This window comes from Cytobacillus firmus DS1, from assembly GCF_000565285.1.
Taxonomy (GTDB): Bacteria; Bacillota; Bacilli; order Bacillales; family Cytobacillaceae; genus Cytobacillus; species Cytobacillus firmus_A.
This window is the reverse complement of record NZ_APVL01000016.1, coordinates 52,431-77,186: the sequence shown is the minus strand read 5'-3', so window position 1 is coordinate 77,186 and position 24,756 is coordinate 52,431. Positions and strand designations below refer to the sequence as shown.

General features: G+C 42.7%; 22 protein-coding genes. 18 read left to right on the top strand and 4 right to left on the bottom strand.

Annotated features, from left to right (window positions below; all coding sequences use genetic code 11):
- The first annotated feature begins 245 nt into the window (after positions 1 to 245).
- The 7 genes from glmS (at position 246) to PBF_RS18820 (ending at position 7,622) form a co-directional block, all read left to right on the top strand.
- Positions 246 to 2,048, top strand: a complete 1,803-nt coding sequence (glmS, locus tag PBF_RS18850) for a glutamine--fructose-6-phosphate transaminase (isomerizing) (protein WP_035331916.1) — start codon at positions 246 to 248, stop codon at positions 2,046 to 2,048.
- 252 nt (positions 2,049 to 2,300) lie between these two features.
- A complete protein-coding gene (locus tag PBF_RS18845; protein WP_035331910.1) occupies positions 2,301 to 2,690 on the top strand; it encodes a hypothetical protein in 390 nt (129 codons plus the stop codon).
- A 275-nt stretch (positions 2,691 to 2,965) separates the two neighbouring features.
- On the top strand, positions 2,966 to 3,919 hold the full coding sequence (locus PBF_RS18840; RefSeq protein ID WP_035331908.1) for an ABC transporter permease: 954 nt from the start codon (positions 2,966 to 2,968) through the stop codon (positions 3,917 to 3,919).
- Complete coding sequence (locus PBF_RS18835; protein WP_035331907.1) at positions 3,909 to 4,862, top strand: iron chelate uptake ABC transporter family permease subunit; 954 nt, start codon at positions 3,909 to 3,911, stop codon at positions 4,860 to 4,862. The genes PBF_RS18840 and PBF_RS18835 overlap by 11 nt, the downstream gene beginning before the upstream one ends.
- A complete protein-coding gene (locus PBF_RS18830) occupies positions 4,859 to 5,626 on the top strand; it encodes an ABC transporter ATP-binding protein (RefSeq protein WP_035331905.1) in 768 nt (255 codons plus the stop codon). Before PBF_RS18835 ends, PBF_RS18830 begins: the two co-directional genes overlap by 4 nt.
- 196 nt (positions 5,627 to 5,822) lie before the next feature.
- Positions 5,823 to 6,860 (top strand): siderophore ABC transporter substrate-binding protein, encoded by a 1,038-nt coding sequence (locus PBF_RS18825; protein WP_035331903.1) that lies wholly within the window; start codon positions 5,823 to 5,825, stop codon positions 6,858 to 6,860.
- 90 nt (positions 6,861 to 6,950) lie between these two features.
- Positions 6,951 to 7,622, top strand: a complete 672-nt coding sequence (locus PBF_RS18820; protein WP_051488947.1) for an O-methyltransferase — start codon at positions 6,951 to 6,953, stop codon at positions 7,620 to 7,622.
- Positions 7,623 to 7,642: 20 nt separating this feature from the next.
- Here PBF_RS18820 and PBF_RS18815 read toward each other — a convergent pair whose 3' ends face one another.
- Positions 7,643 to 8,479 carry a TetR/AcrR family transcriptional regulator gene (locus PBF_RS18815; RefSeq protein ID WP_035331902.1) on the bottom strand — a complete coding sequence of 279 codons (837 nt, stop codon included), beginning with the start codon at positions 8,477 to 8,479 and terminating at the stop codon, positions 7,643 to 7,645.
- A 94-nt stretch (positions 8,480 to 8,573) separates the two neighbouring features.
- Here PBF_RS18815 and PBF_RS18810 point away from each other — a divergent pair, with 94 nt between their 5' ends.
- A complete protein-coding gene (locus tag PBF_RS18810) occupies positions 8,574 to 11,657 on the top strand; it encodes an efflux RND transporter permease subunit (protein ID WP_035331900.1) in 3,084 nt (1,027 codons plus the stop codon).
- A gap of 49 nt (positions 11,658 to 11,706) precedes the next feature.
- Here the strand turns inward: PBF_RS18810 and PBF_RS18805 are convergent, their stop codons facing one another.
- Entirely contained in the window at positions 11,707 to 12,930 is a 1,224-nt protein-coding gene (locus tag PBF_RS18805; protein ID WP_035331898.1) for an MFS transporter, read from the bottom strand.
- A 178-nt stretch (positions 12,931 to 13,108) separates the two neighbouring features.
- Between PBF_RS18805 and PBF_RS18800 the strand changes: the two genes are divergently transcribed.
- Together PBF_RS18800 and PBF_RS25955 are read left to right on the top strand one after the other, a co-directional pair.
- Positions 13,109 to 13,672: a hypothetical protein gene (locus PBF_RS18800; RefSeq protein ID WP_035331896.1), complete on the top strand. Its 564-nt coding sequence runs from the start codon at positions 13,109 to 13,111 to the stop codon at positions 13,670 to 13,672.
- A 65-nt stretch (positions 13,673 to 13,737) separates the two neighbouring features.
- Positions 13,738 to 13,872 (top strand): BA3454 family stress response protein, encoded by a 135-nt coding sequence (locus PBF_RS25955; RefSeq protein WP_019381209.1) that lies wholly within the window; start codon positions 13,738 to 13,740, stop codon positions 13,870 to 13,872.
- Positions 13,873 to 13,923: 51 nt separating this feature from the next.
- On the opposite strand, the gene PBF_RS18795 is transcribed toward PBF_RS25955, so the two are convergent.
- Both PBF_RS18795 and PBF_RS18785 read right to left on the bottom strand, forming a co-directional pair.
- Positions 13,924 to 14,613, bottom strand: coding sequence for a hypothetical protein (locus PBF_RS18795; RefSeq protein ID WP_035331894.1), 690 nt, complete (start codon positions 14,611 to 14,613; stop codon positions 13,924 to 13,926).
- Between the two features lie 466 nt (positions 14,614 to 15,079).
- Positions 15,080 to 15,844 carry a general stress protein gene (locus PBF_RS18785; protein WP_035331891.1) on the bottom strand — a complete coding sequence of 255 codons (765 nt, stop codon included), beginning with the start codon at positions 15,842 to 15,844 and terminating at the stop codon, positions 15,080 to 15,082.
- Positions 15,845 to 16,023: 179 nt separating this feature from the next.
- Between PBF_RS18785 and PBF_RS18780 the strand changes: the two genes are divergently transcribed.
- The 8 genes from PBF_RS18780 to PBF_RS18745 all read left to right on the top strand — a co-directional run bounded on the left by PBF_RS18780 (position 16,024) and on the right by PBF_RS18745 (position 24,749).
- Positions 16,024 to 17,214 (top strand): serine-tRNA(Ala) deacylase AlaX, encoded by a 1,191-nt coding sequence (locus PBF_RS18780; protein WP_035331890.1) that lies wholly within the window; start codon positions 16,024 to 16,026, stop codon positions 17,212 to 17,214.
- Positions 17,215 to 17,392: 178 nt separating this feature from the next.
- On the top strand, positions 17,393 to 17,710 hold the full coding sequence (locus PBF_RS18775) for a DUF3870 domain-containing protein (protein ID WP_035331889.1): 318 nt from the start codon (positions 17,393 to 17,395) through the stop codon (positions 17,708 to 17,710).
- Positions 17,711 to 17,883: 173 nt separating this feature from the next.
- Positions 17,884 to 18,708 carry a M55 family metallopeptidase gene (locus tag PBF_RS18770; RefSeq protein ID WP_035331888.1) on the top strand — a complete coding sequence of 275 codons (825 nt, stop codon included), beginning with the start codon at positions 17,884 to 17,886 and terminating at the stop codon, positions 18,706 to 18,708.
- Positions 18,709 to 18,721: 13 nt separating this feature from the next.
- A complete protein-coding gene (locus PBF_RS18765) occupies positions 18,722 to 19,654 on the top strand; it encodes an ABC transporter permease (RefSeq protein ID WP_035331887.1) in 933 nt (310 codons plus the stop codon).
- Positions 19,654 to 20,610 carry an ABC transporter permease gene (locus PBF_RS18760; RefSeq protein WP_035331886.1) on the top strand — a complete coding sequence of 319 codons (957 nt, stop codon included), beginning with the start codon at positions 19,654 to 19,656 and terminating at the stop codon, positions 20,608 to 20,610. Before PBF_RS18765 ends, PBF_RS18760 begins: the two co-directional genes overlap by 1 nt.
- A 4-nt stretch (positions 20,611 to 20,614) precedes the next feature.
- Positions 20,615 to 21,613 (top strand): ABC transporter ATP-binding protein, encoded by a 999-nt coding sequence (locus tag PBF_RS18755; protein WP_035331885.1) that lies wholly within the window; start codon positions 20,615 to 20,617, stop codon positions 21,611 to 21,613.
- 109 nt (positions 21,614 to 21,722) lie between these two features.
- Positions 21,723 to 23,351: a peptide ABC transporter substrate-binding protein gene (locus PBF_RS18750; RefSeq protein WP_035331884.1), complete on the top strand. Its 1,629-nt coding sequence runs from the start codon at positions 21,723 to 21,725 to the stop codon at positions 23,349 to 23,351.
- A 477-nt stretch (positions 23,352 to 23,828) separates the two neighbouring features.
- Positions 23,829 to 24,749: a S66 peptidase family protein gene (locus PBF_RS18745; RefSeq protein WP_035331938.1), complete on the top strand. Its 921-nt coding sequence runs from the start codon at positions 23,829 to 23,831 to the stop codon at positions 24,747 to 24,749.
- The last annotated feature ends 7 nt before the right edge of the window (positions 24,750 to 24,756 follow it).

Below are 24,756 nucleotides of genomic sequence, written 5' to 3'. Positions count from 1 at the left end.
GGAAGGAACGCAGACTAAGAACGCCACGTCCTGTGGCAACGTCTGCATGACCCACATCCTGTGGGCCTCAAGCATAAGACGATTCCTGTAAGAAGGTGTACTTTCCTTCTGGAAGGAATCGACTTATGACCTCGAGCCCCTAGGCGCTGTAGCTAGACATCGAACTAAATATAAAAAACAGAGATAAGGGGCAGGACTGCCCCGAAAAGGCTTCTTGCCCCTTCATTATTAGGAGGAAAAGAAGTATGTGTGGAATCGTTGGATATATCGGAAATTTAGATTCAAAGGAAATTTTATTAAAAGGCTTGGAAAAGCTTGAATATAGAGGCTACGATTCAGCTGGAATCGCAGTTATGAATGATAACGGCGTTCAGGTTTTCAAGGAAAAAGGCCGCATTGCGGACCTTCGCAACATTGTTGATGAAGATGTAATGGCAAACACAGGAATTGGACACACCCGCTGGGCGACTCATGGAGTTCCAAGCACAGTCAATGCCCACCCTCATCAAAGCAATTCCGGCCGTTTTACGCTTGTTCATAATGGGGTTATTGAGAACTATGACATCTTAAAGCGTGAATATTTGCAGGGAGTAACTCTTCAAAGTGATACAGATACAGAAATCATCGTTCAGCTGATTGATTTATTCGTGAGCGGGGGATTAAGTACTGAAGAAGCGTTCCGTAAAACGCTGACACTTTTAAAAGGCTCTTATGCAATTGCCCTTTTGGATGCCGAAAACGATGAAACGATTTTTGTTGCGAAAAACAAAAGCCCTCTTCTGGTTGGATTAGGTGAAACATTCAATGTAGTCGCTTCTGACGCAATGGCGATGCTGCAAGTTACAGATCAGTATGTTGAATTAATGGATAAAGAAATCGTTATTGTCACAAAAGATGCTGTTCAGATTCAGACACTGAATGGAGAGGCAGTCAGCCGCGATCCATATACAGCTGAATTGGATGCAAGCGACATTGAAAAGGGAACATACCCTCACTACATGCTGAAAGAAATCGATGAGCAGCCTTTAGTGATGCGCAAAATCATCCAGAAGTATCAAAATGATAATAACGAGCTGACGATCGATCAGGAAATCGTTGACGCAATGAACGATGCTGACCGCATTTATATCATTGCTGCAGGTACTTCTTATCATGCAGGACTTGTTGGAAAGCAGTTTATTGAAAAAATCGCAAAAATCCCAGTCGAAGTTCATATCTCAAGTGAGTTTGGCTACAATATGCCATTGCTTTCAGAAAAGCCGCTATTTATCTTTATCTCTCAGAGCGGTGAAACAGCAGACAGCCGTGCCGTGCTTGTGAATATTAAGGAAATGGGCCATAAAGCGTTAACGATTACAAACGTTCCAGGTTCAACTCTATCCCGTGAAGCGGATTACACATTATTGCTTCATGCAGGTCCTGAAATCGCCGTTGCTTCTACAAAGGCATATACAGCCCAGATTGCTGTATTATCCATTCTTGCAGAAGTAACTGCGAAAAGCCGCGGATTGGAGCTGGACTTCAACCTTGTACAGGAGCTCGGCATCGTTGCGAATGCCATGGAAGTTCTTTGTGATGCGAAGGAAGAGTTCGAAGACATTGCACGCAAATTCCTTTCCACTACACGCAATGCGTTCTTCATTGGCCGTGGAATCGATTTCTATGTTGGCCTTGAAGGTGCACTTAAACTGAAAGAAATCTCATATATTCAAGCTGAAGGCTTTGCAGGCGGAGAATTAAAGCACGGAACCATTGCTCTAATCGAGAACGGTACGCCAATCATTGCCCTGGCAACTCAAGAAAGTGTTAACCTGAGCATTCGCGGCAACGTCAAAGAGGTTGTTGCCCGAGGAGCAAACCCTTGCATCATTTCCATGAAAGGGCTGGAAACAGAAGAAGACAGCTTTATCATTCCGGAAGTGAACGAGTTATTAACACCTCTTATCTCTGTAATACCATTACAATTAATCTCTTACTTTGCTGCGCTGCACCGCGAGTGTGACGTAGATAAGCCGCGTAACCTCGCTAAGTCGGTTACTGTGGAGTAAGGAATAATATTAGGTCAGTAAAGTTTTGGATGCCGGCTTGAATGGCTGTTCCTCAGCATTCTATAATAATTCTGATCAAGTAAGACTCAATCCAATTGCGGATTGGGTCTTTTTTTAAGGATGTATTCATTCATGCTGCTAAAGTTTTGCAGTCGGTGTGAAAATAAAGGAAGTTACGAACTCAGCCAGGATTTACAACCGTTTTCTTAAAGGGTATGATTTTTATAGATAATAGATTATGGGAGCGGAATAATGAAAGAACTAACATTCAAATCTTACGGCCAATTTCTCCAATTTAACGAGCATAAGGCGATGGAAAAAGCGGTCATGAAGGGACTTCAAGGAGATGAGCTGGAAAAATTCAAGCTTGAATTTCTGCAAAGGGCCAAAACCATGTGGAAAGAGTATGATTGTGATCAATGGCTGGAAAAACACGGATATGTCATCATAAATGTATGGAAAGATGGCAGCGGCAAAAGAAAAGTAACAAGAGGAAGACCAAAAAAACTGGATTCTGAAAAATATGTTCATACCGTTCATGTCAGGTTAGATGAGGAAACGTATCGTCAGCTGACGAATCACTGCCAGGAGAAGCAGATCGACGTATCTGAAGCTATTCGGGGTCTGATTAAAACACTATAGAGGCACAGATGGGAGATTCAACTTTTGAGTTTGGATCTCCTTTTCGTTTAAGTTGCTTCACTAAAATGAGAATAATTTGAGACAATTTCCGGAATTTTCTATCTGCCTCTTTTCTTTTATTATTTTTTGTGATACATTAAATGTGTTAGAGATTGATAATCATTTTCAATAGAGTGCTATACATATCAAGGTTCTTTTTTTGTCATTTGATGATAATGATTATCATTCTTTTGGAAATAGTTTTATAGATAATATACAAGTTATGAGGGCTACTAATGAAATTATGGATGTTAGGAATTGCAGCCATCGTTCTGTCTTTTATCTCGCTGTTTATCGGAGCAATAGATATAACGCCTAAGGATCTGCTTAATTGGGAATCAGATGAAACACATATTTTCCTTATAAGCCGCATTCCACGGCTATTGGCGATTATATTAGCGGGGGCAGGAATGAGTATTGCCGGTTTAATTATGCAGTCTTTAAGCCGGAATAAGTTTGTATCACCGACTACTGCCGGAACATTGGATGCAGCAAAACTGGGTATTTTAATTTCCATGCTGTTTTTTACGAATGTCACTTATACACAGCAGGTTATCTTTAGCTTTGCCTTTGCTTTAGCAGGAACATTTCTCTTCATGCAGATTTTAGATCGCATAAAATTTAAAGATGTTATTTTCGTACCGTTAATCGGAATTATGTATGGAAATATACTATCTTCGATTACAACGTTCCTTGGATATGAAGCAGATCTGCTGCAAAATCTTTCTTCCTGGCTTATGGGAAGCTTTACTTTGATTATTGCCGGCCGATATGAGCTTTTATATGTCAGTATTCCAGCTATTATTCTGGCGTATCTTTATGCGAATAAATTTACGGTTGCCGGAATGGGTGAGGATTTTGCGAGAAATCTGGGCTTAAGCTATAAGCTGGTACTGAATATTGGTCTGGTCCTTGTTGCGGTTATCTCAACAACGGTGGTTCTTACTGTCGGGGTTATTCCATTTTTAGGACTAATAGTTCCCAATATTGTCTCCTTATATTTAGGTGACAACCTGCGTAAAACGATTCCTCATACAGCGGTGCTGGGAATTGTCTTCTTATTAATATGTGACATTCTGGGGCGCATCATTATTCATCCTTATGAAATTCCAGTTAATGTAACAGTGGCAGTGATAGGCAGTGCTATCTTCTTAACGATGCTGCTAAGGGGGAGAGCATATGCGAAATAGTACAAAACTGATGATTTTAGCAGCTATTGCCATTGTGTTTATTTTGTTATACGGCTTTTATGATATTAAAGGCGGCTTTGATTATGCTTTTCCAAAGCGTATGCTAAGGGTCACAGCGATGATTATTACAGGAATCGCAATTGCTTATTCCACAGTTGTGTTCCAGACCATTACACATAACCGCATTTTAACCCCTTCTGTTATGGGCCTTGATTCTATGTATCAAGTGGTTCAGACCTTAATCTACTTTTTTGCAGGGTCGATGTCAGTGTGGGTGTTAAATAAATACTTGAATTTTGGCGCAGCCATTTTTGCCATGGTCGTCTTCGCCCTGATTTTGTATCGGTTTTTGTTCAGGGCGGATAAGCATCCCATTTATTTTCTTCTCTTAATAGGGATGATTATAGGAACACTCCTGGGAAGCTTTGTCACATTCCTGCAGGTACTGATAGATCCAGTCGAATATTTAAGTCTTCAAAGCCGGTTGTTTGCGACCTTTACAAATGTAAAAACAGAGTTATTATTTATTTCAATTGGCATCCTGGCCCTGGCGTTTCTTTATGGCTACCTTATTATGGGGCAGCTGGATGTGATGTCGCTTGGCCGTGAAAATGCGATAAATCTTGGCATTAACTATGACGGTATGGTTATGAGAATTTTAATTTTATCGTCAGTATTAATTGCCACATCAACTGCGCTTGTTGGCCCAATTACCTTTTTTGGACTAATTGTTGCCAATCTCTCTTATCAATTTCTGGTGACATTTAAACATTCCACCCATATATTAGGGGCAAGCCTGATCAGTATCATTGCATTGGTCGGCGGTAATTTCCTTGTGGAGCATATTTTTGAGCTGCGCACCACATTAAGTGTCATTATTAACTTTATTGGCGGTATTTACTTTATATATCTATTACTTAAGGAAAGTAGGGCAGCAGGATGATTGAAATCAAAGGATTAACAAAACGATTTGGTAAAAAGCCTGTTGTAGAGGATGTTACAGTCACAATCGAGCCTGGGACCATCACCTCTTTTATTGGACCGAATGGTGCTGGTAAATCAACACTTCTTTCTATGGTAAGCCGTTTATTAGAAGCAGATACAGGTGAGGTATTACTCGATCAGAATAATGTGAAAAAGTGGAAGTCTTCGGATTTTGCGAAGAGAGTATCCATTTTGAAACAGGCCAACTACCTTAATGTGAGATTAACAGTGCGTGAGCTTGTGTCATTTGGGCGCTATCCCTATTCAAAAGGACGTTTGTCAGCTGAAGACGAGAAGTTTGTTGATCAAGCAATTGACTATATGAATTTAGCTGATATGGAAAACAAATATTTAGATGAATTATCAGGCGGTCAGAAGCAGCGGGCATTTATTGCCATGGTCATTGCTCAGGATACGGATTACATCCTGCTGGATGAGCCTTTAAATAACCTGGATATGAAGCATTCCGTTCAGATTATGAAAATTTTGCGCAAGCTGGTTGATGAACTTGGAAAGACCGTTGTCATTGTTTTGCATGACATAAATTTTGCATCTGTTTATTCTGATCGTATCGTAGCGTTAAAAAATGGCCGGCTGATGAAAAATGGGCCGACCCGTGAAATCATTAATTCTGATGTGCTTCGTGAAATTTACGATATGGATATTCCCATTCAAGAACAGAATGGCTGCAGGATTTGTGTCTATTTTAACTCACATATATAAATAACATATTCCTGGAGAATTCTACTGTATTTCTCCAGGCTTCTGCTATTTTTTTATCATTTATTTGAAATATTGGAAAATAATTTAATAAAATTCACAAAAAGTTATTGACTAATAGAGATTATTCAATAATAATTATCACCATAGTTGATAATGATAATCAATATCAATAAACAGAAAAAGGGAGAGTAAAAAAATGAAAAAAATATTTTATGCACTGTTAGCAGCAATGGTATTATTGCTTGCCGCATGCGGATCTGCCGAAGAAGCTTCAAAAGAAGAATCAGCTGATGAAGCTAAAGCTGGCCAATCTGAAGAAACAAATGTATCTGGAACTGAAGAAGGAAGCTCTGCATATCCAATGACTGTTTCTCCGACAGTTGCTTCAGTAGAAGGCAATGAAGGCGGTACAACCAATTTTGAAGATGTAGAATTTGAAAAGATGCCGGAAAGAATTGCTGTATTTGATTATGGTTTCTTAGATACATTAGATGCTCTTGGGGTTGAAGGAATTGTTGGGGTTGCGAAGGATTCTACCCTGCCTGCTCACCTTGAAAAATATGCTTCAGATGAGTATGAAAGTGTTGGCGGATTAAAAGAACCTTTACTTGAAGATATTGCTGAAATGGATCCGGATGTAATCTTTATCTCCGGGCGCCAGTCAGCTTTCTATGAAGAATTAAAAGAAATTGCTCCTGTCGTGTTTGTTGGTACTTCTCAGGATGACTATTGGAACACATTTCAATCTTCTGTAGACCTGGCGGCGAAAATGTTTGGTAAAGAAGCAGAAGCCGAAGAATACACGGCAAAATTTGATTCAGCTTTAAAAGAAATCAAAGCTTTAGCCGGAAACTATGAAAGCACTTTAGTAACTATGTACAATGAAGGGAAATTATCAGGTTTCTCAACTAATTCCCGCTTTGGCTACATTTATGACATTTATGGATTCAAGCCGGTAACAGAAGATATCGAATCTTCTTCTCACGGTTCTAACTTCGGTTTTGAAGCCATCCTGGAATTTAATCCACAAGTGCTATTCGTAATTGACCGTACAGCAGCTGTTGGCGGGGACTCTAATATTGAAGCGGATATGGAAAATGATATCGTTAAGAAAACAGATGCTTATCAAAATAAAAAAATCGTTTACTTGGATGGACCACTTTGGTACCTGAGCGGAGGCGGTTTACAATCAGAACTTGCTAAAATTGAAGAAGTCTTAGCTGAGCTGAAATAATTTATATAAGGGCTGTCTGGAGAATCTGAATTGACTCTCCGGCGGCCATTTTTAATAAGAATAATCCACTTTAATAAAGGGACGGGAAATATGAAACAAATTAACAGATACATCGATTCAGTTTTCTGCAGCCATGATGATATTCTAGAGGAAGTTCTTATTTCTATAAAAGAGAATGGCATGCGATCCATATCCGTTTCTCCTTCTACTGGCAAGCTTCTTAAGCTGCTGGTATCCATGTCAGGAGCAAAAAATGTCCTTGAGATTGGGGCACTTGGGGGATATAGCGGCATTTGTTTAGCGAGGGGATTCAATCAGGCAGGAAATTTAACATCCCTTGAGCTCGTAGAGAGCTACGCAGAATTAGCACATAGCAATCTGGCAAAAGCCGGCTTTGGAGATCAAGTATCCTATTTAATCGGACCCGCTTTGCAAAGCCTCAACCAGCTTGTTAGTGATAATAGGCAATTCGATTTTTTCTTTATCGATGCTGATAAAGAAAATTACGAAAACTATCTGAATTATTGCATCAGACTAGCGGAAAATGGGGCATTAATTGTTTGTGATAATGTATTGGCAAGAGGCAGTGTTGCAGACGAGGGTGCTGAACCTGGACGTCATACTGAATTCATGAAAAAATTTAATAAAACAGTGGCTGACCATCCTCAATTGGAATCTGTGCTTATTCCTATTGGTGATGGACTGACAATCTCAAAAGTAAATAAAGACTTTACTATACACAAAAGGCAGGATGCTCGCTAAAGCATTCTGCCTTTTATTTTCTAAAGCTCGTAGTAATTTAAAAGCAGATAAGCAATCCATCTGCTTTGAGGATTGTTCCTGATATTTGTAATCAGCCCTTGTACGATAGCAGGGCTCAGGCTGCGCTCCTGTACATCCTTCTTTAGGAGGATGAGGGATTCCTTTTCAATCGAATCTTCTAATTCCTCAATTTTCTGCTCTATGATTTCAATCACTTGCCTGTCAGTCATTTCTTCGTGTCCGGCCTTCCTGAACGTGTCATAGAGCTCGTCTGTAATAAACGGAATTTCTGAGTGCTTTGCCAGCAGGTCCGTTTTTTCCGCAAGTGACCGGCATAGAAGGTCCAAATCCAAAGGCACATTGAAAAATAGAAATAAATGAGAGTACACATGCATGAAGCCTTTAATGCAATAAATTAAATCATATTTTGTATGCTGGACAGCCTCACCATATAGCTGATCAAGCATCGATAGGGTGATATCATCGATTAATTGGTCAAAGTGACGGCCTTTTGATATAAGCTCCTCGTTAAATGTATGTGCCTGTTCTTTAATGAAAACCTTGGCAAAGTCTGAATGCTTTTGAAAGGAGTGGAAAGTGGTGTAATAAAACTTCCTTAAAAGCTCTCCGCCTGTGTTATTCGGGTCTTTGACTATTTGGTCAATATCTGAGACGAACTGATCCATAAACTGATCGATCAAAGCCATGATCAATTCATCTTTTGATTTGAATGATAAGTAGAAAGCTCCTTTGGAAATACCGGAGTGAACGGTGATCTGCTGAACAGAGGTAGCTTCAAATCCTTGTTTGGCAAAGAGTTCTAAAGCGCTTTCCATAATTAACTGCTTCTTGCCCATGTAAGATTGTCACTCCTTTATGATTGACAAATGACCACCTGGTCATTATTATATGTAATTGAGTCTAATAAGTCAATTTAGGGTAGGTGCACAAGTGAAAGGGTTAGTGAATTTTGTCCTGCAGAATAAACTTGCAGTCTGGCTGTTAACAATTATTATCACGGTATCTGGCATTTATTCAGGTACACGGATGAATATGGAGACCATTCCGGATGTCTCGATTCCTTACTTAATGGTAATGGATGTATATCCGGGTGCAACTCCTGAAAAAGTGATGGATGATGTGTCCATCCCAATCGAGAAAGCCGTAGAAGGCCTTGAAGATGTGAAATCAGTTTACTCAAATTCATATTCTAACATGGCAAATATCCAAGTGGAATATGACTATGGTATTGATATGGACGAAGCCAAGCGTGCTCTTCAATCGGCTCTGGATGCAGTGGAGCTGCCGGAAGGAGCACAGGAACCGACCATTACGGCCATCAGCATGAATATGATGCCGGTTGCTGCACTGAGTGTAAGCAGTAAATCTGAGGATATTGTGGAGTTAACCTCAACTGTAGAAGATATCATACTGCCAAAAATTGAGAAAATAGATGGTGTAGCATCAGCGACCATCACTGGTCAGCATGTGGAAGAAGTGCAGCTCACATACAACGAAGAAAAACTGGCTGAACTTGAGCTGACCGAAGACAAAGTAAAGGAAATGATCCAGGCAAGCAACATGGCTGTATCATTGGGACTTTACGAATTTGAAGAAGGTGAGCAGGCTGTCGCAGTGGACGGCAAGTTCATGACCGAGGATGAATTAAAGAATATGCTCATTCCGGTAACACCGACCGCCCAAAACCAGTCACCTTTTGTGAAGCTGAGTGACATTGCCGAGATTGATACGGTCGGCAGAGTGCAATCTGTATCCCGTACAAATGGTGATGATGCCATTGCCATTCAAATCGTTAAAGAACAGCAGGCTAACACTGTTGAAGTGGTCAACAATGTCAAAGATTTAATCAAGGAAGAAAAAGAAAAGGTCGAGGGCCTTGTTATAGATCTTTCACTTGACCAGGGCAAGCCGATTGAAGAATCCGTTTCAACCATGATTGAAAAGGCCGTGTTTGGCGGGCTGATCGCCGTCTTGATTATTTTACTGTTCCTGCGTGATTTTAAATCAACTATTATTTCCATCGTATCCATTCCAGTTTCGATTTTCATGGCTTTGCTGCTGCTGAACTGGATGAATATTACCTTGAATATTATGACTCTTGGAGCCATTACGGTTGCCATCGGCCGTGTAATTGATGACTCTATCGTTGTAGTTGAAAATATTTACCGCCGCCTGCATTTAAAAGAAGAAAAACTGACAGGGCGGGCGCTTATCCGTGAAGCTACGATTGAGATGTTCAAGCCAATCCTCTCCTCGACATTAGTTACGGTTGCTGTATTTGCACCGCTCATTTTTGTAGGAGGTATGGTCGGCGAGCTGTTTATGCCATTCGCTTTGACGATGACGTTTGCGCTTGGTGCCTCACTGCTTGTGGCCATTACAATCGTTCCAGCGCTGTCTCACTTCTTGTTTAGAAAGAAATTGTACAGCGAAAAAACGGAAGGCAGCCATAAAGAAGCTGGAAAGCTATCAAAATGGTATAGAGGGATCCTTGAGAAATCTCTTAATCATAAGATTATTACATCCATCATTGCGGTAGTATTGCTGGCGGGGAGCTTAGCTCTGACACCAATGATCGGATTCAGCTTTATGGGCAGTGAAGAAGATAAAGTGATGTATCTGACATACACACCTGAAGCTGGAGAGCTTAAAGATGAAACTTTAAAGAACGTTGAAGCAGTAGAAGAAGAAATGCTTAAACGTGATGATATTGACATCGTTCAAATATCTGTAACCGAAGAAGCGGATCAGATGGCTGCCATGATGGGCGGGGGAGCAGGCGGAGCTTTAATGTACCTGATCTTTGACCCTGAGATGGATAATTTCCCTGAAGTCCGTGAAGAAATAGAAGAGTATGTGTTTAATATCGGACAATCAGGTGAATGGAAGAGCCAGAACTTCACTTCTATGTCCGGTTCAACCAATGAAGTCAGCTACACATTCTACAGTGAAGATTTAGATAAACTGAATGACTCTGTCAAAATGGTAGAAGACGTTATGAAGGAAAATGAAGAATTGGAGGACGTTTCTTCAAGTGCAGAAGACGCCTTTGTTGAATATACCTTCAATGTGGAGCAGGATGAACTGCTGCAGTACGGTCTGACAGCCGGACAAATTGTCATGATGCTGAATTCCTCGAACACCAAGGATGTTCTGACAACGATTGAAAAAGACGGTGAGACGCTTGAAGTCATTGTCCAGCAGGAGCAGGCGGAACAGCCGAAATCCATTGATGATATCCTGGCAACACAGGTGCCGACAGCGATGGGTACAACTATGCCTCTTTCCGAGCTTGTCACAGTGAAAGAAGGCACAACCCATAATACGCTTGCCCGCAGTAAAGGCGAGTACTACGCAACCGTGTCAGGTACCGTCAAAGGAGATGATATCTCAAAGGCTACTTCTAAAACAGATGAAGCTATTGATGAATTGGATCTGCCTAAGGGTGTAACCGTCGGAGTTGCTGGCGTTCAGGCAGATATGACTGAGACGTTCACGCAGCTTGGCGCTGCGATGCTTGCAGCCATCGCGATTGTGTACTTCATTCTGGTCGTTACATTCCGTGAAGGAGTGGCGCCATTTGCGGTTCTCTTCTCCCTTCCGTTTGCCGTGATTGGTTCTTTCGTTGGGTTGTTGATTGCCGGTGAAACCATTTCTGTATCGGTCATGATGGGACTATTAATGCTAATTGGTATTGTCGTAACTAATGCCATCGTTCTGGTGGACCGGATCATCCATATGGAACGTGACGGTCTGGTCATGAGGGAAGCGGTGCTGGAAGCGGGAGCAACCCGACTTCGCCCAATCCTGATGACAGCCATTGCTACAATTGGTGCATTAATTCCATTGGCCATTGGCTCCGGCGGCGGAGGGCTTATCTCCAAAGGCCTTGCGATTACCGTTATCGGCGGTCTGGCAAGCTCGACGCTATTGACCCTTATCATTGTGCCAATCGTGTACGAAGTATTATCTAAAATGTTTAAGAAAAACCGCAGTGAAATCGAGGAAAACTAAAAGGAAGCCCTGCAGGATGAATGCCTGCAGGGCTTTTCTCTTTATTCAGCTAAATTCCCCTGATAAACTCCCTCTTTTCTTTTACAAGATCTACTCGTGCAAATAAAAGTGCATACATAATAGCAAAAATAAGATAGGCCAGGCCAATGATCAGGCTAAGGGTCCTTGGAGCAAATATCTCCAGCAGGAATCCTGCTGTACCCATGGAGACAGCCAGGGAAAGGTTTGAGATCATCTCCATTAAACCGAAAAAAGTTCCCTGCCTGGACCGGGGTATGAACTTCATCATAACGGTATCAAGGCAGATGTTGCCGATTCCGCCTGCAAAGGTGATCAGCACGACAGTGAAAAGAGCTGCGTAAAAGCTTGGCGCGAGGCTTAGTAAAATATGACCTGTGCCTTCTAAAGCGATGAAGATGATCGCAAGTGCCAGGAGGCCGCGCTTCATCATATGAGAAAAAAAGGAGCTTAGAATAAGGCCAATCCCCAGTGCGCCATACATAAACCCAACACCCAACTCACCCATAGCAAAAACTTCCAGTCCATAGATACTGACAAGAATATTGTCTATTCCATTGGCGAGCGGCATGGTCAGCATCATAATAAAAAAGGCAACCAGTGCGGAAGAGCCAAGAATCAGTTTCCCTGGTGAAATGGATGCCGATGTTCCCGGTTTCCTCCTATTTTCCTCAGAAACTGATGGGAAAACCATCCTTGAGATTAGATACGCTGATAACAGGAAGGTAAGGCAGTTAATTATAAAAGCAGCATGGTTTCCCAGATAGTAGGCGAGGATTCCGCCAGTGCTTGATCCCAAAATCAGAACTGCCCCGACCATGACTTGCTCAATCGCATTTACATATATAAGCCGATCAGATTTTACAAGCGCAGGTATCGCAGACATCCTGGCCGGTGAATAGATGGCTTCGCCCATTGAGATCAGGAGTGCGCTTGTATAAACAATCCATAGATCCCCTGGTTCCCTTACGAAAAGAAGGCAGAGGACCGCTGGCACTCTCAGCAGGTCCACTGTTACCAGAATGGCTTTCTTGGAAAAACGGTCTGCGAGCATGCCTCCTATTGGAGCAATGAAGAAAAAAGGTGCCATGCGAATGGCGAATAAAAGTCCGATTGCGACACCAGAGCCTGTTACGTGGTAGAGCAGCGCAAGCAGCGCAACCTGTGTAAATCGATTTCCAATTCCATTAATGACACCAGCCCAAAAAAGCTTTTGATAATTTTTCTCCTGTTTCCATACAGTCCAATTTGTCATGTTAACGCACCTCAGCGAAAAGTGATTCGATAATTATCTAATTTGTCGGCTATAGAAAATGATTAGATATATATCTAATTAGATTATATTCAAATTAGCTTGTTTGCACAATCATATTTTTTCAGTGATGAAACTTTTCCTATTTAGAATCGTATAGATGATTAAGGAGGCGGGTGCGATGAATATAATATTCGAGGTCCTATTTCTGGTATGTATTATCTATTTCAGCTATCACTATATAATCCTCATTACAAAAATGAAGAAAACTCCTCTTATTCCTTCAGATAGGAATGATCTGAGAGCAGTAAGGAAATTCCCCCAAAAAACAGCGGACAGCCCTGTTATCTCCAAGAACAAGCTGGGGCTCATTATGTATGCAGTCATGCTGGTATTTCTAGTTATTATGTTTATACTCGGTAAATATAATATGAAATTCAGCTGGACATATCTCTATCTTCTGTTCATCCCTTTAATCAATGCCAAAGATCTCCTGAATGTCTTTGCCGTCTATGATAACGGCTTTATAAGCGGAAGCAGGTTTGTTCCATGGAAAAACCTAAAGTCCTTCCAGTTCAAAAAAATAGATTTAAATCACAAATACTATGGATATTCTCCGGAAGTAAATGAAGGCTGCGAACTTATCCTTAAAACAAAAATGTCCAGCCACAGTCTGGTTGTAACGGAAGAGGAAATGAAAGAAAGGCTGGCCCGTATTTTGGAAGAGCAAATGAAACCGGTATAGAGAAGTTTTAAATCGTCCTTTTGTTGGTATTTATATAGTAAAACATCAGGAAAGGATCAGGAAAAATGAAAGAAATTACAGTTACAGTTGACTATGAAGGTTTAAAATATCAAACAAATATCATCACTAATAAAGAAGCCGGCGACGAAGAAATTTTAAAGCAGGCAGAAGACCAGATCAAAAGACAGTTGAATAATTAAAAGTAAAAAAGTACCCCCTTAATCAGGAAGATAAGGGGGTTAAATATGGGATCAGAGAAGTTTATGATTTAGTTTTTGCTGCAGCATTTCAATTTTATTTGGCAGGACAAATAAGTACTCTATTAAACTCTCTAAAAGCTCCATCAATAGGGAGGCCATATCCAGATCAATGTCCTTTTCAAGATCAAGCATCTCGTAAAAGGCGCTGCCTGGCTGTGCCAGTTGGCTTAAAGACTGCAGGGGCCTTGCTAAATCTACGTGTTTTGGCAGCAGTTCAAATTGCTTTGAAAGGTTTTGCCCTTTGACCTCTTCACCAAGAAAATTTTTCAGGATACTCTCGAGGACGCGCTTGGACATAACAGCTGTTGCAATCGTATCTTTGGAATAGCTGACATTTAAAGCTGATCGGTAAGCCCGTGTCAGGTCAACCGGCACTTCCTTTATTTTCTCCAGCTGAGTCAGGAGCTCCTTTGCTGAATTAGGATCATAGATATAAAGAATCGCCTCGTCGCTTGATTGGTCATCTTGATTGAGTATCATGATAAAAACGGATTCCTTCTTACAGGCTGAACAATTTCCATGGGAAAGTATGCTGGATTTGCTTGTATGATTATAATTTGCTTTAATCGTAAAAAGGCTGGGTTTGCTGCATTTTGGGCACTCGCATCTGACACTTGATGGCAGCTTCCTATAACCAAATTGACTATGAGAAATAATTTGTGCCGGCAACACTCTTCTCATTATTATTTCCCCCCGCTAGATTCCTATTTTTCCATTCCATTACATTTAAGTATAGCTTTGAAAATCAGGAGGAAAAAGGTGAAAAATATGGAATTTTCATACGATATAACTGCTGCGAATTTCAATATTAGCGCAAAAAGAGCCACTCCCACATATGGGAATAGCTCTTTTTGCATAAGGTAAGAAAGTATAAAACTTTGAACGTCGATAACTGCCTTGCGCAAGCAGCCTACCCCCTCGAGGTCACAAGCTTGTCTTGTTGCGGCTCCTAGGGACTCGGGGTCATAAGCCGTTTCCTTTCAGAAGGAAAAACGCCTTCTTACAGGAACCGTCTTATGCCTGTGGCCCGCAGGACAAGGAAGGCTTCGTCAGCATAATCATCGCCTCCCAAAAGCGGAAGCTTTTGGGAGGACGTGGCGTTCTTAGTCTGCGTTCCTTCGTGGGCAAGGCGCTTGCGCTTTTCTTATTATCCTTTATAAGGGTTATTGCGGTTCTCCCTGACATTGTTAAAGTCATAAGCATCCCGATAGCGGGTATCGACATCATCGTTATAGGCTGAAACTGTACGGTCATCTGTTTTCAATTCTTCCGGATTTCCGCTTAGCGGACGGTTTAAATCGAGATTCTCATCTGTCCAAACACCGCTGCCGTTTCTGGTGTTATCCTTAAAAGCGTTCGTTCCGCGGTCAAGTTCGCCAGGGTTTAGAGGATCAGTGCTTGTGTACGTTGTCCGGTCTCCATCTAAAACGGAGCGGTCCGTATTTGTATAGCTGTCAGTAAAGTCTGCAGACTTCGTATCAGGATCGACTAACACAAGGATTTTTCCTGATTTGACATCTGCTTCATAGCGATGTGCTTCTTCTTCTGGAATGCCCATGCCGATAAGTGCTCCGGCAATGCCGCCGGCACCTGCCCCAACAGCGGCTCCTGTTAATGTAGCCGCAATTGGTCCGGCAGCCACAATTGGCCCGATTCCGGGAATTGCCAACGCCCCTACACCGGCCAGAAGACCTGTTAATCCTCCGAGAACACCGCCAGTAGCTGCTCCGGCAGCTAATCCTTCTTCCGTTTTTGTGCCTGTTTCTTCTGTAACGGCATCCACATCGTCTTTATTTTTACTGATTACGGAAATATCTTCAGGACGGTATCCATCTGCTCGTAACTCTTCAACCGCTTGAATAGCTTCCTGTTCTGTATCGTATGCACCTACAATATGCTTGTTTGTTGCCATGTTCATCATCTCCTTAATAATTTTTGCTTATCTATTGGTGTACATACCTTTTTCGCCACAAGCATAAACCGTGTGGATAAAATTACTAATAATTTCCCCTTGACTGATAGCTGACTTGACCTGTAACTGCAAAATCGGTAGTTTTAAAAATAGAACAGGCATAAGGAAGGTTGATCTCTATGAAAAAACTTTATTATGAAAACCCATATATAAAAACATTTGAAACGGAACTTGTATATCAGGCGGCAGACGACAAGGAAAGGGTATATGCAGTCCTGAAAGAAACGGCCTTTTATCCAACTGGCGGAGGACAGCCTCACGATGAGGGGACACTCAATGGCATTAAAGTGGTAGATGTGGAAGAAGCGGAAGGGGAAATCCGTCATTATTTAGAAGGAGAATTGGACCCTTCCACTTCAGGAGTATCAGGAGAGATCGATTGGAACAGACGGTTTGACCATATGCAGCAGCATGCCGGCCAGCATATATTATCGGCTGCATTTGAAGAGCTTTACGGCTATAAGACAGTCAGCTTTCATTTAGGCAAAGAAACATTAACAATTGATCTGGAAATCAGTGAACTGCCAGGCCGGCATGCAGAGGAAGCGGAGAGATTGGCTAATTCCATTATACTTGAGAATCGCCCTATTGAATCCAGGTGGGTGAGTGCAGAGGAAGCTTCCCAATTTCCGCTCCGCAAGCAGCTGTCTGTCAGTGAAGATATTCGGCTTGTGATCATTCCGGAGTTTGATTATAACGGATGCGGCGGAACACACCCAGCTTCAACCGGCCAGGTAGCCGGTGTAAAAATATTGGACTGGGAGCGCCAAAAAAAGAAAATTCGTGTACAGTTCATCTGCGGCACCCGGATTCTCACGCATCTTCAGGCCAAACATGAAATTACCGGGAATCTTAGTCAGCTCCTAAATGCACCAGAACAGGACCTGCCTTCAGCTGCCAGCCGCCTGATTGAAAATGGAAAAGACCTGGAGAAGCAGCTGGAAGCAGCAAAGGAAGCACTGTTAGCTTATGAGGCAAAAGAAATGATCACAGCCGAAAAGGGAAAGTGCATCAGCAAAGTCTTTGAGGGACGATCCATCCAGGAACTGCAGAAACTGGCACGCTTAACCGCCTCCCAATCTGAGAATGCCGATGTTATCCTAGTCAATGAAACCACAGATAAACTCCAATTTGTCTGTGCCAGGGGAGCAGATTCGGAATCTGATATGAAGAGCCTCTCAGCAGAACTGCTGCAGAAGATTAACGGCAAAGGCGGCGGGAATCCGCAATTTGCACAGGGTGGGGGAGACAGGCTCATGAGCGGGGAGGACCTGCTGCAATATGCATTGAGACTTGCAGGGCAAAAGTAATTGAATCCGCATGTAAAGGACACATTCAATTGATAAAATATTTAGAAAAGTATTGAAAAATGATTGTAATACAGCTTCTGTTGTATTACAATTTTGGTACGGGCCATGCATTATAATGAATGTTTATGATAACCTCATAAACACCTCATATAATATCCGGTCTGCAGGAGGCAATTTCATGTACAGACAAAATACCGTCTATATCATCGGAGACAGCAAAACATCACTGAACAATCCGATTATGCAAAAATATAACGGCTTCTTTATCGGTCTTGTGATCGACAGGGAAACAGATGAAATTGTAGATGCAGAATGTTCATCTACCATTAATTTAACCTCATTATTTATTAAATCGATATTTGTCGGCAAATCCATATTGGAAGCAGACAAGGTAATGGAAGAAATCGAAAGCCGCTACTTCGGCTCCTCGCAAAAGGCCCTGATGGTTGCCTTTAAAAATGCCCATATAAAATATACACAAATTATGAATAAATGAGCTGCTTTTTCTGTTTTCCGCAGATGAAATCCAGCTATCAGAGAACATCTCCGATAGCTGGATTTTTTGTATTTAGATTTTATGAAATAAATTGCAGATTTAATTTACAGAAAATATAGAAATAATACGCAATATAGAAAACTATAATAATATAATATTTTGGGGGATTTTAAATGAAGCTTTATTTATCAGTTGATATGGAGGGAATTACGGGTCTGGCTGATCATACTCATGTCGGCTCATCGAAGCACAATTATGAACGCAGCAGGGTGATTATGACTGATGAGGCAAACCATGTGGTAACAGCCGCCTTTGAAGAAGGCTGCAGTGAGGTGATTGTCAATGACAGCCACTCGAAAATGAACAACCTGCTGATTGAAAGAATGCACCCTGAGACACAGCTGATTACTGGTGATGTTAAGCCATATTCAATGGTTCAGGGCCTGGATTCAAGCTTCAGCGGAGCCATGTTTGTTGGATATCATGCGCGTGCTTCCATGAAAGGTGTTATGTCCCACTCCATGATTTTTGGTGTAAGACATATGTACATCAATGATCATGCCATTGGAGAAATGGGCTTCAATGCTTATGTGGCTGGCTATCATGGCGTGCCGGTCCTAATGGTGGCCGGAGATGACCAGGCGGCATTGGAAGCAGAGAAATTGATCCCGAATGTTACAACAGCTGTTGTAAAAGAGACGATATCACGATCAGCAGTGAAATCGCTTACTCCGGCGAAAGCCGGCCAGCTTTTAAGAGAAAAAGCGGCAGAGGCGCTTAGCAAAAAAGATCTTGTCAAGCCGCTCGTGCCTCCGGAAAACCCAGTATTGAAAATTGAATTTGCCAACTACGGCCAGGCTGAGTGGGCCGCTTTAATGCCTGGTGCAGAGATAGAAGAAAATACAACCATTGTCCGCTATCAGGCAAAAGATATTCTTGAAGCATACCAGGCTATGCTCGTGATGACTGAGCTGGCCATGAGAACTACATTCTGTTAGGAAGTGTTAATGAATGACTGGATACATAATAAAACGCCTCATCGCAATGGTCGTCACACTTTGGTTCATTATCACTCTGACGTTTTTCTTAATGCACTCCATACCCGGGTCGCCATTTAATGAAGAAAGAAACACCAGTGAAGCGGTCCAGCGGAATCTGGAGAAATTCTATCATTTGGATGAACCGCTGTATGTCCAATATGGGATGTACTTGAAATCCGTTGCAACATTTGACTTTGGACCATCTATTAAAAAGTCCTCCCAGACGGTTAATGAAATGCTGGGACGGGGGTTCCCGGTGTCGTTTGAACTGGGAATTGTCACGTTGATTGTGGCTGTTTTCTCAGGGATTGCCCTCGGAATCATAGCAGCCCTCCGGCACAATGGCTTTATTGATTATTTAGCGATGACCATAGCAGTTCTGGGAATATCGGTGCCAAACTTTGTGCTTGCCACACTCTTAATTCAGCAGCTTGCTGTCAACCTGGCAATCCTCCCGGTGGCTACATGGTCAAGCCCAAAGCATATGATTCTGCCGACTCTGGCGCTTGCGACCGGTCCCATGGCGATTATCGCCCGTCTGACACGTTCAAGCATGCTGGAAGTGCTGACACAGGATTACATCAAAACCGCCAAAGCTAAAGGCCTGTCACCGGTGAAAATCGTTTTTAAACACGCACTGAGAAATGCCCTGCTGCCTGTTGTAACTGTATTGGGGTCGCTTGCTGCCAGCATTTTGACAGGCACCTTTGTTATTGAAAAAATATTTGCCATTCCCGGAATGGGAAAGTATTTCGTAGAAAGCATCAATACACGAGATTACCCCGTCATAATGGGAACCACCGTTTTTTACAGCTCCATTTTGATTATTATGCTGTTCCTGGTGGACATTGCATACGGAGTTCTAGACCCGAGAATTAAGCTTCACAAAAAGGAGGCGAGCTAATGGAACTGCGCAAACAGCATGATAACCGCAACCTGGCACCCGATATTCCGGATGATTGGTTTGTGCCAAAGGCCAAAGACGAGGATGCAGCGGAAGCAGTTGTAAGGCCAAGCCTTTCTTATTGGCAGGATGCATGGCGCCGGCTTTTGAAAAACAAATTGGCGATGGCAGGGCTATTCTTTCTTATTGCTTTAGCCTTTATGGCCATATTTGGCCCGATGATTTCCCCGCATAATGTATCCGAGCAGTCATTGGCCAATCAGAATCTTCCGCCATCTTCAAAATACTGGTTCGGAACAGATGAATTGGGCCGGGATGTTTTCGCTAGAACATGGTACGGAGCAAGGATTTCCTTATTCGTCGGAATTGTGGCAGCCATGATTGATTTTGCAATTGGAGTCATTTACGGAGGTATTGCCGGATATAAAGGCGGCAGAACAGATAATGCCATGATGAGGGTAGTGGAAATTCTTTATGGACTTCCTTATTTACTGGTTGTTATTTTAATCAGTGTCGTAATGGGACCTGGTTTGTTCACCATAATATTCGCCCTTTCCGTAACGGGCTGGGTCGGAATGGCCCGGATTGTCCGCGGACAGGTTCTGCAGATTAAGAACTATGAATTTGTACTGGCATCAAAGACTTTCGGAACAAAAACGTCGAGGATTATAAAGAAAAACCTGCTGCCGAACACGATGGGCCCTATCATTGTACAGATGACTCTTACAGTGCCGTCGGCTATATTTGCAGAGGCGTTCCTGAGCTTTCTGGGATTAGGCATTCAGCCGCCTTTTGCCAGCTGGGGTTCCATGGCCAATGATGGGCTGTCTACGATTCTATCAGGTCACTGGTGGCGCCTGTTTTTCCCTGCCTTTTTCATCTCCCTGACCATGTTTTCATTTAATGTGCTTGGAGACGGATTGCAGGATGCCCTCGATCCGAAGTTAAGGAGGTAGCAGCATGGAGAAAGTACTTGAAGTAAAAGACCTGCATGTCACATTTACCACTTATGGCGGGGAAGTCCAGGCTGTAAGAGGTGTATCATTTGATCTCTTCAAGGGGGAAACCCTGGCGATTGTCGGTGAATCCGGCTGCGGGAAAAGTGTGACGTCCCAAAGCATCATGCGGCTGATTCCATCCCCTCCCGGGAGAATAGCAGACGGTGCTGTCCTCTTTAAAGGGAAGGATCTGACAAAACTAAAAGAGTCTGAAATGCGGGATATCCGCGGCGCAGACATTTCAATGATCTTTCAGGATCCAATGACGGCTTTAAACCCTACCATTACCATCGGGGAGCAAATTATAGAAGGAATTATGCAGCATGAAACCATATCCCGGCAGGATGCCCGTAAAAAGGCTCTGGAAATGCTTAATTTAGTTGGGATTCCTAATCCATCTGAAAGATTGAAGCATTATCCTCACCAATTCAGCGGAGGGATGAGGCAGCGAATTGTGATTGCCATGGCCCTTGTCTGTGAGCCGGAAGTGCTGATTGCCGATGAACCCACCACAGCACTTGATGTAACGATTCAAGCGCAAATATTGGATTTATTTAAAGACATCCAGAAGAAAACGGGAGTATCCATCATAATCATCACTCATGACCTGGGGGTTGTCGCTCAAGTAGCAGACCGCATCGCTGTCATGTATGCAGGAAAAATAGTGGAGGCCGGAGAACGAAGGGAAATCTTCTATAATCCTCAGCATCCCTATACAAAGGGTCTGCTGAATTCCGTTCCGCGCCTTGACCTGGATGGAGCCGATCTTGTTCCTATTGGCGGATCGCCTCCGGATTTATTCGCTCCGCCGGCTGGCTGTCCATTTGCAGCCCGCTGCGGATATGCAATGGAAGTATGTGACCGGGTTTATCCATATAAAACGCATTTAAGCCGCGATCATCATGTAGACTGCTGGCTTCAGGATGAACGGGCACAGAAAATGCTTGCAGGTGTAAAATAGGTTTTTCCTTTCACAGTGCCGGATCCGGTACGGTGAAAGTTATGATTCTATCAGCTGTCAGACAGGCATCTGATAGGTAAAGAAATATATTTTAAGAGGGGGAAAAGGAATGAAAAAGTTTTTATCGCTGCTGCTTGCAGGTGTGCTGCTATTTGTCATGGCAGCCTGTACGGCAAATGAAAATGCCGGTAAAGAAACAGACAGCAAGGATGATGGCAAGAAAGAAGAAGAAAGTGCTGAAAAAGTGCTTTATTTGAACAATGGCCAGGAGCCGACTTCGTTTGACCCTCCAATCGGCTTTGACTCTGTTTCCTGGAGCGCACTTAACAACTTAATGGAAGGTTTGACACGTCTGGGACAAAATCATGAGCCAGAAGCAGCAATTGCTGAAAAATGGGATATCTCAGAAGATGGAAAGACTTATACATTCCAAATCCGTGAAGATGCAAAATGGTCAAATGGCGATCCTGTAACAGCAGGTGATTTCGAATTTGCCTGGAAGCGTCTTTTAAATCCTGATACAGGTTCTTCAGCCGCTTTCCTCGGCTACTTTATTGAAGGCGGAGAAGCTTATAACAACGGGGAAGGATCAGCTGATGATGTAAAAGTAAAAGCCGTTGATGACAAAACATTTGAAGTGACTTTAGTTAGTCCGCAGGCTTATTTCTTAAGTGTAATCACCAACCCTGCATTTTTCCCGATCAATGAAAAAGTGGCAACAGAAAACCCTCAGTGGTTTGCTGAAGCAGAATCTTTTGTGGGCAACGGTCCTTTCAACCTGACAGAATGGGAGCATGACAGCCACTTTGTAATGGAGAAAAACGATCAGTACTGGGATGCTGAAAATGTAAAACTGGATAAAATTAATTGGGCGATCATTGATGATACCAATACAGAATACCAAATGTATCAAACCGGAGAGCTTGATGTATCGGCTGTTCCATCTGAGCTGAGTGAACAGCTATTAGGTGAAGCAAAGGTTGAAGACCAGGCCGGTGATTATTTCTACCGTTTTAACGTAAATATGGAGCCATTCCAGAACGAAAACATCCGTAAAGCTTTCGCAATGGCAGTGGACCAGAAGCAAATCGTTGACTTTGTAACCAAGAATGGAGAAAAGCCTGCATACGGATTTGTATCCTATGGATTTAAGGATGCTGATGGCAAGGATTTCCGTGAAACAGCAGGAGATCTTGTTCAGACGAATCTGGAAGAAGCCAAGACTCTTCTGAAAAAAGGTATGGAAGAGGAAGGCTATGAAACCCTTCCTGAAGTTACATTAACGTATAGCACAAGTGATTCTCACAAAAAGATCGCAGAAGCACTTCAGCAAATGTTCAAAGAAAATCTTGGCGTTGAAGTAAAGCTTGCCAACATGGAATGGAATGTATTCGCTGAAGAGCAAAAAGCCCTTAAATTCCAATTATCACGCAGCTCATTCCTTGCTGACTATGCTGACCCAATCAACTTCCTTGAAAACTTCCAGACAGGACATTCCATGAACCGCACTGGCTGGAGCAGTGAGAAGTACGATCAGCTGATCAAGGATGCGAAGAATGAAGCAGACGAAGCAAAGCGCTTTGAACTGATGTATGAAGCGGAAAAAATCTTATTCGAAGAAATGCCGATTATCCCTATCCATTTCTACAACCAGGTTTATCTCTATAATGATGCTGTTTCAGGAATCGTCCGCCATCCGGTTGGATACCTGGAGCTTAAATGGGCAGATAAGAAGTAATACTTCTTCGGCTTGATGTGAAAGTGACAGGAAAAAGGGGTGTTCGTGTGAACATCCCTTTTTTTCAGAAGTATAATTTTTTTGATGAATAAGGATCTTTGAACCTTGATATCTGTCTAGCTCCGAGCGCCATCGGCTCGAGGTCTTAAGCTTGTCGCCGATAAGCGGGCGCTCTGCGCTTTTTTAGAAAGGTAAGAAAGTATAAAATTTTGAACGTCGATAACTGTCTAGCTCCAGCGCCTACCCCCTCGAGGTCACAAGCCAATCCTCCCAAAAAGGCAAAGAACGCCTTTCCGGGAGGCTCGTCTTGTGCTTGTCGGGGGTGGGCAAGGCGCTTGCGCTTTTCTTATTTATTTCCCGAAAAATAATACATTTTCCCGAAATTTAGCTTATATCCTCGACAATTATTTCATTTCCCAAATAATGCTTTTGCTGCAGGAGCATATAATGCTAATAAAACGAAAAGGATGTGACAGCATGGCAATCAAACCTCAGCGCCTGAAAAAAGGTGATGCGATTGGAATTATAGCACCGGCAAGCCCGCCTAATCAGGAGAACCTGAAACGATCCCTTTCTTTTTTGGAAGAGCTTGGTGTAAAGGTAAAGATGGGCGAGCATGTGACAGATCAATATGGTTACCTGGCCGGGAAGGATGAAGACCGTCTGGCGGATTTACATAACATGTTTGCGGATAAGGAAGTCAAAGCCATCATTTGTGCAGGCGGAGGTTATGGAACAGGGAGAATTGCGTCCCAAATCGACTACAGTCTGATTAAAGAAAACCCGAAAATTTTCTGGGGATACAGTGATATAACATTCCTGCACACCGCCATCCGCCAGCAGACAGGATTGGTCACCTTCCATGGGCCGATGCTCGCCTCTGATATTGGCAAAGAGGATGCGGATCCGCTATCCAAGCAATATTTTAACCAGTTATTTGAGCCGGTTACGCTTGACTATCCAGAAGGAATTTCAGAACTGGAGACGATGGTGAACGGGAGGGCCGCTGGTATCTTAACGGGCGGAAATCTGTCTCTTATGGCCAGTACAATCGGAACACCATTTGAAATTGATACAAAAGATAAACTTGTGCTTATTGAAGACATCAATGAAGAGCCCCGTGCGGTCGACCGCATGTTAAACCAGCTGCATATGGCCGGGAAGCTTTCGGATGCGGCCGGCTTTATCATTGGGGACTTTAATAATTGTGTTCCGGAAAGAGAACTTTCCCTGGGATTGGATGAAGTTCTGGATACGTATATTAAAAGGGTGAATAAGCCTGCAGTTAAAGGCTTTCATATCGGCCATTGCTCTCCGCATATTTCTGTGCCATTAGGTGTAAGGGCAGAATTGGATGCAGCCGGTAAAAAGCTGACAATTGAAAGCGGAGTTAAGTAAAAGGGTG

Bases quoted from the DNA above. Each gene is read 5' to 3' on its own strand.
- glmS (WP_035331916.1), top strand. From the start codon at position 246: ATGTGTGGAATCGTTGGATATATCGGAAATTTAGATTCAAAGGAAATT.
- PBF_RS18845 (WP_035331910.1), top strand. From the start codon at position 2,301: ATGAAAGAACTAACATTCAAATCTTACGGCCAATTTCTCCAATTTAAC.
- PBF_RS18840 (WP_035331908.1), top strand. From the start codon at position 2,966: ATGAAATTATGGATGTTAGGAATTGCAGCCATCGTTCTGTCTTTTATC.
- PBF_RS18835 (WP_035331907.1), top strand. From the start codon at position 3,909: ATGCGAAATAGTACAAAACTGATGATTTTAGCAGCTATTGCCATTGTG.
- PBF_RS18830 (WP_035331905.1), top strand. From the start codon at position 4,859: ATGATTGAAATCAAAGGATTAACAAAACGATTTGGTAAAAAGCCTGTT.
- PBF_RS18825 (WP_035331903.1), top strand. From the start codon at position 5,823: ATGAAAAAAATATTTTATGCACTGTTAGCAGCAATGGTATTATTGCTT.
- PBF_RS18820 (WP_051488947.1), top strand. From the start codon at position 6,951: ATGAAACAAATTAACAGATACATCGATTCAGTTTTCTGCAGCCATGAT.
- PBF_RS18815 (WP_035331902.1), bottom strand. From the start codon at position 8,479: ATGGGCAAGAAGCAGTTAATTATGGAAAGCGCTTTAGAACTCTTTGCC.
- PBF_RS18805 (WP_035331898.1), bottom strand. From the start codon at position 12,930: ATGACAAATTGGACTGTATGGAAACAGGAGAAAAATTATCAAAAGCTT.
- PBF_RS18800 (WP_035331896.1), top strand. From the start codon at position 13,109: ATGAATATAATATTCGAGGTCCTATTTCTGGTATGTATTATCTATTTC.
- PBF_RS25955 (WP_019381209.1), top strand. From the start codon at position 13,738: ATGAAAGAAATTACAGTTACAGTTGACTATGAAGGTTTAAAATATCAA.
- PBF_RS18795 (WP_035331894.1), bottom strand. From the start codon at position 14,613: ATGAGAAGAGTGTTGCCGGCACAAATTATTTCTCATAGTCAATTTGGT.
- PBF_RS18785 (WP_035331891.1), bottom strand. From the start codon at position 15,844: ATGGCAACAAACAAGCATATTGTAGGTGCATACGATACAGAACAGGAA.
- PBF_RS18780 (WP_035331890.1), top strand. From the start codon at position 16,024: ATGAAAAAACTTTATTATGAAAACCCATATATAAAAACATTTGAAACG.
- PBF_RS18775 (WP_035331889.1), top strand. From the start codon at position 17,393: ATGTACAGACAAAATACCGTCTATATCATCGGAGACAGCAAAACATCA.
- PBF_RS18770 (WP_035331888.1), top strand. From the start codon at position 17,884: ATGAAGCTTTATTTATCAGTTGATATGGAGGGAATTACGGGTCTGGCT.
- PBF_RS18765 (WP_035331887.1), top strand. From the start codon at position 18,722: ATGACTGGATACATAATAAAACGCCTCATCGCAATGGTCGTCACACTT.
- PBF_RS18760 (WP_035331886.1), top strand. From the start codon at position 19,654: ATGGAACTGCGCAAACAGCATGATAACCGCAACCTGGCACCCGATATT.
- PBF_RS18755 (WP_035331885.1), top strand. From the start codon at position 20,615: ATGGAGAAAGTACTTGAAGTAAAAGACCTGCATGTCACATTTACCACT.
- PBF_RS18750 (WP_035331884.1), top strand. From the start codon at position 21,723: ATGAAAAAGTTTTTATCGCTGCTGCTTGCAGGTGTGCTGCTATTTGTC.
- PBF_RS18745 (WP_035331938.1), top strand. From the start codon at position 23,829: ATGGCAATCAAACCTCAGCGCCTGAAAAAAGGTGATGCGATTGGAATT.